The sequence below is a fragment of the Deltaproteobacteria bacterium PRO3 genome (assembly GCA_030263375.1).
Classification (GTDB): Bacteria; UBA10199; UBA10199; order DSSB01; family DSSB01; genus DSSB01.
In genome coordinates, this window is the sequence record SZOV01000155.1 from 1 (window position 1) to 4,918 (window position 4,918).

Sequence of the window (4,918 nt, forward strand, 5' to 3'; positions counted from 1 at the left end):
GCTCTCCCCGGAGCTGTTCCTGCGCCGCCGGGGTGAGGTGGTGACGTCGAGCCCGATCAAGGGCACCCTGCCGTCCGATGCCCGTCCGTCGGCGCTGCGTGCCTCGGTCAAAGACGTCGCGGAGAACATCATGATCGTGGACCTGGTCCGCAACGACCTGGGGAAGGTCTGCGAGACGGGGTCTATCCATGTCCCGGTCTTAAGCGAGCTCGACTCCCTGCCTCAGGTCCATCACCTGGTTGCCACGGTGGAAGGCCTGCTGCGCGAGGGGGTCGGTCCCCTCGAGGCCCTGGCCGCGCTCTCTCCGGGCGGCTCCATCACGGGGGCGCCCAAGCTCAAGGCGATGGAGATCCTGCAAGAGCTCGAGACGGGGCCGCGCGGCATCTACACCGGTTCGATCGGCTACGCGGCCCTGGGCGGTCGCGCGGCCTTCAACATCGCGATCCGCAGCGCCTGGCTGAGCGGGGGGCGCCTGGAGTACTCGGCCGGCGGCGGGATCGTTGCCGACTCGGAGCCGGAGGCCGAATACGCGGAGAGCCTGCACAAGGCGCGGGGATTTTTCGAGGCCCTGGGCGCGGAGCCGCCGCCGGGTTGATTCCGCTTCACGTTTCGATACGAGGGAGCTACGATAGATCCGATGTCCGGCTTGGTATATTTCAACGGGATGCTCAAGCACGAGCACGAGGTCGCCTTCTGGGCCCTCGACCGCGGCTACCTTTACGGCGAGGGCCTCTTCGAGACGATGAAGGCGGGGCGCGGCTTCATTCCCTTCTTAAACGAGCACTTAAGCCGCCTGTTCCGGGGCATGGATGTCCTGCGCATGCAGCTCAATATCTCCGCCTCCAAGCTCGAGTTCGCGCTCTACCAGACCCTCCATCACAACCGGCTGAAGGACGCCTATCTGCGCCTCATGCTCAGCCGGGAGAACCGCGAGATCGGCAGCTTCGAGCCGGGCGACGCGACCAATTTGGTGGTCCTGGCCAAGCCGCTCGACAAGCCGCCGAGGCGCCTCTACAGCGAGGGGGCGCGGGCGCGGGTGATCGAGGATTTCAAAATATCTCCGGATCCGCTCTGCCAGGTGAAGACCACCAATTACCTGCGCCCGATGCTCGCGCAGCGCATGGCCCAGGAGCAGGGGGCCGACGAGGCCCTGCTGCTCAATACCGCGGGCAACTTGGCCGAGGGGGCGACGACCAACCTCTTTATCTTCGACGGCGAAAAGATCGTCACGCCGCCGGTCAGCGAGGGCCCGCTGCCCGGCGTCACCCGCCGCGTCGTCATCGACCTGCTGGTGAAGAATTACGTCCCCTACGAAGAACGCCCGTTGCGGCTTCAAGACCTGTATACGGCGAAGGAGGCCTTCCTCACCAACGCGATCAAGGAGATCGTCCCCCTGACCCAGGTGAACGACAAGTCCATCGGCGAGGGCCGTCCCGGCCCGGAGACCGAGAAGGTCGCGACCCTGTTCCGCGAGGAGATCCAGTACCGCTTTGAGAGCTTCGAGTCGAAGCGCTGGGGCGTAGATTAATCGAACAAATGCCTCAAGACGTGACGCTTGGCGAGGCGCGCCGCCGCGATCGGGTCGCGGCCGAGCGCGAGGCCCGCCAGTAGGGCCGCGGCGAAGCTGCAACCGCTGCCGCGGCGCGAACCGGGACGGCGTCGCGCCCGCAGGGCGCGGCTTTGCGTCCCGGTCCGGACCCAATCGATCGCGGTCTTCGGGTCGGCGGCATGGCCGCCCTTCAGGACGACGACGCGGCCGGGCTTCTTTCCCCGGTCGAACAAGGCCTTGGCCGCCGCTTCCGACGGCGTCTCCCCCGCGAGGCGCCTTTTCAAAAACCACTCCGCCTCGGGGATATTCGGCGTGAAGGCGTCGCAGAGCCGCAGCAGGCGCGCGAGGTTAGGATCGCTCGCTTTTCCGCGGAAGAGGCGGGCCCCGGTGGAGGAACGCAGCACCGGGTCCCAGACCACCAGGCGGGGCCGGCGCCGCCGCAGCCAGTGTAGCAAGGCCTCGAGGTGCCCGGGCGTCCCCAGCATGCCTATCTTGACGCCGAGGACCCGATCGCCGGCGGCTTCCAGCTGCGCCCGGAACAGGGGAATAGGCACCGGTTCCCAGGCGAAGAATTCCCTTTCGGATTGGGCGGTGACGGCGCTCAGCGCCACGCGGCCTTCGAAGCCGAGCCGCTCGAAGACGCGGAGGTCCGCCAGGACCCCGGCGTGCCCGGAGGGGTCGAGGCCGCCCACCGCCAGCAGGGGTGCTAGCCGCGCCGTTTTTGAAATTGGTCGACGAACCACCTTGCCTCCGCCGCGATGTCCGGCGCCAAGCTCAAGGCCCCGATCATCGCCACCGCCGCGACGCCGGTCGCGAGCACTTGGGAAAGGTTTTCCCGGTTGATGCCGCCGATCGCGATGACCGGCGCCCGCAGCGCCGCGACGACCCGCCGCAAGGTCTCCAGGCCCTGGACCGGATGGCCGGGGCCCTTCGTGGCCGTCGGAAAGATCGCGCCCAGCGCGACATAGTCGGCGCCCGCCGCCTCCGCGGCCAAAGCCTCCTCGAGGGAATGGGAGCTGTAGCCGATCAGGCGGTTGGGTCCCAAGATCTTGCGCGCCTCGGCGATGGAGAGATCATCCTGCCCGACGTGGATCCCGTCGACGGGCAGCTCGGCGGCCAGCGCGACGAAATCATTGAGAAGAAAGGTGAAGTCCCGCTCCCGCTTGAGCGCGAGGATTTGGAGGGCGACCTCGCGCACTTTGCCTAAGTCGGTTTCGCCCTTCATGCGCAGCTGGAGGATGGGGACGCCGCCGGCCACCAATTGCCTGGCGAGCTCGAGATGCGAGAGCCGGGGATTCAGGCTGGTGTCGCAGAGCGCGTAGATGCCGCGGATCTCCCTCATGGCCTCAATGCTCCGGCATGTGGTTGCCCAAGAACCACATGAGAACCAACCCCGCGACCAGGCCGAGGAAGGTCCAGTGCTTGACGTGGGAGTGCTTGTGGACCTCCGGGAGGAGGTCGGAGAGCGAGATGTGCAAAAAGGTCCCCGCCGAGAAGGCGATGGCCTTGCCGACCAAGAGCTCGTTGCCGGGGCGGATGATCCCGTAGGCCAGCAGGGCGCCCAGCGGGATCATGCACAGCACCATCAGCTGCGTCAGCAGGATGTTGCGGCGGCGGATCCCGCTGTGCAGCAGGACCGAGGTCAGGGTGAAGGCCTCGGGGCACTTGTGGGCGGTGATCGCCAAGAAGACCGCCAGCCCCAGGCCCGGCACCATCAGGCCGCTGCCCAGGGCGACGCCGTTGGTCAGGGTGTGGATCGCCAGCCCGATGAAGGCTGCGATGCCCAGGTGGTGGATCTCGCAGTCGAAGGCCTCGCAGATGTGGACCGTGATGAACTTCTCGATGAAGTAGAGAAAGAGGAAGCCGGCCAGGACGTAGAGCCCCACCGTCTTGCCCAGGATCTCATAGGCCTCGGGCATCAGATGGAAAAAGGCCGAGCCGAGCATGATGCCCGCGGCGAGGCTGAGGATCACCGGCAGCTTTTCCCGGTGCCAATGCTTGAACAGCGGGATCACCCCGCCCAGGAAGATGGCGACGGCGATGAAGCCGGTATAAAGGCCTAGGTTCGTCCAAAAGGAGGTCACAACTCTTCTTTCACGGCGATCTTGAGCGTCCGGATCTTCTTGCGCAGGGTGTTCCGGTTGATGCCCAGGATCTTGGCGGCACGGATCTGGTTTTGCCCCGTCTGCTTCAAGATCAGACGGATTAGGGGACGCTCGGCCATCTCCATGATGGTCTCATAGAGGTTGGTGGTCTCGAGGTCCCCCAGCTTGGCCAGGAAGGACTGGAGGCGGCTGGCGATCAATTCTTCCAGCCCCATCTCCTCGATCTCGCGCTGCGTGTCCTCGGCCCCCTTCCCCAGGAAGAAGGCGAAGTCCTGCACGTGCAGGGTCTCGTTGGCGCTGAGGATCGCGGCGCGCTTGATGACGTTTTCCAGCTCGCGGATGTTTCCCGGCCAGCGGTAGCCCTCTAGCATTTGCATGGCCTCGGGGGAAAGCGTCTTCCGCGGGACCCCCGTTTCCTGGCTCAATTTGGCCAAAAAGTACTCGCAGAGCAGGGGGATGTCCTCCTTGCGCTCCCGCAGGGGGGGCAGGTGGATGGGGATGACGTTGAGGCGGAAGAAGAGGTCCTCCCGGAACTTTTTTTCCTTCACCATCTTTTCGAGATTTTGGTTGGTGGCCGCCAGGATGCGCACGTCGACGGACTTGGCCTCGGAAGAGCCCAGGCGCTGCACCTCTTTTTCCTGGAGGACGCGCAGCAGCTTGGCCTGGAGGGGGAGCGGCAGGTCGCCGACCTCGTCCAGGAAGAGGGTGCCGTTGTTGGCGATCTCGAAGTGGCCGGGGCGGTTTTCCTCGGCGCCGGTGAAGGCACCCTTGCGGTACCCGAAGAGCTCGCTCTCCAGCAGGTCGCGGGGGATGGCCGCGCAGTTCACGGCGACGAAGGGGCCCTTGGCGCGGGGGCTGTTTTGGTGGATGGCCTTGGCGATCAGCTCTTTGCCGGTGCCTGATTCGCCGGTGATCAGGATGGAGACGTCGTTGGCGGCGACCTTGCCGATGGTCTTGTAGACCTCGCGCACCGCGCGCGACTGGCCGACGATCTTGGCCTCCTTGTCGACCTTCAGCCCGTTGACCTCTCGGCGTAGGCTTTGCACCTCCTCGGCCAGGCGGCGGGCCTCGACCGCCTTGTCGACGATCATCTCGAGCTCGTCCAGCTCGAAGGGCTTGGTGATGTAGTCGTAGGCGCCCTTCTTCATCGCGTCCACCGCGTTGCGCATGGTGTCCTGGGCGGTCATGATGACGATCGCGGTCTTGACCTGGTCCTTTTTGAGCTGGTCGAGGACCTCGAGGCCGGACAGCGAGGGCATCTTGA

6 protein-coding genes are annotated in these 4,918 nt (G+C 65.7%); 2 read left to right on the forward strand and 4 right to left on the reverse strand.

The features are described 5' to 3' along the window. Together FBR05_14735 and FBR05_14740 are read left to right on the forward strand one after the other, a co-directional pair. On the forward strand, positions 1-595 hold a 595-nt coding region (locus tag FBR05_14735), incomplete at its 5' end, for an anthranilate synthase component I family protein (GenBank protein MDL1873434.1). Between the two features lie 42 nt (positions 596-637). Next, complete coding sequence (locus FBR05_14740; GenBank protein ID MDL1873435.1) at positions 638-1,528, forward strand: hypothetical protein; 891 nt, start codon at positions 638-640, stop codon at positions 1,526-1,528. Here the strand turns inward: FBR05_14740 and FBR05_14745 are convergent. The 4 genes from FBR05_14745 to FBR05_14760 form a co-directional block, all read right to left on the reverse strand. After that, positions 1,525-2,292 (reverse strand): bifunctional hydroxymethylpyrimidine kinase/phosphomethylpyrimidine kinase, encoded by a 768-nt coding sequence (locus FBR05_14745; protein MDL1873436.1) that lies wholly within the window; start codon positions 2,290-2,292, stop codon positions 1,525-1,527. The genes FBR05_14740 and FBR05_14745 overlap by 4 nt on opposite strands. Beyond that, positions 2,256-2,891: a thiamine phosphate synthase gene (gene thiE, locus FBR05_14750; protein ID MDL1873437.1), complete on the reverse strand. Its 636-nt coding sequence runs from the start codon at positions 2,889-2,891 to the stop codon at positions 2,256-2,258. The genes FBR05_14745 and thiE overlap by 37 nt, the downstream gene beginning before the upstream one ends. 4 nt (positions 2,892-2,895) lie before the next feature. Further along, positions 2,896-3,633: a ZIP family metal transporter gene (locus tag FBR05_14755; protein MDL1873438.1), complete on the reverse strand. Its 738-nt coding sequence runs from the start codon at positions 3,631-3,633 to the stop codon at positions 2,896-2,898. Continuing rightward, positions 3,630-4,918 (reverse strand): sigma-54-dependent Fis family transcriptional regulator (locus tag FBR05_14760; GenBank protein MDL1873439.1); only part of this gene is annotated, 1,289 nt, incomplete at its 5' end. The genes FBR05_14755 and FBR05_14760, both read right to left, overlap by 4 nt.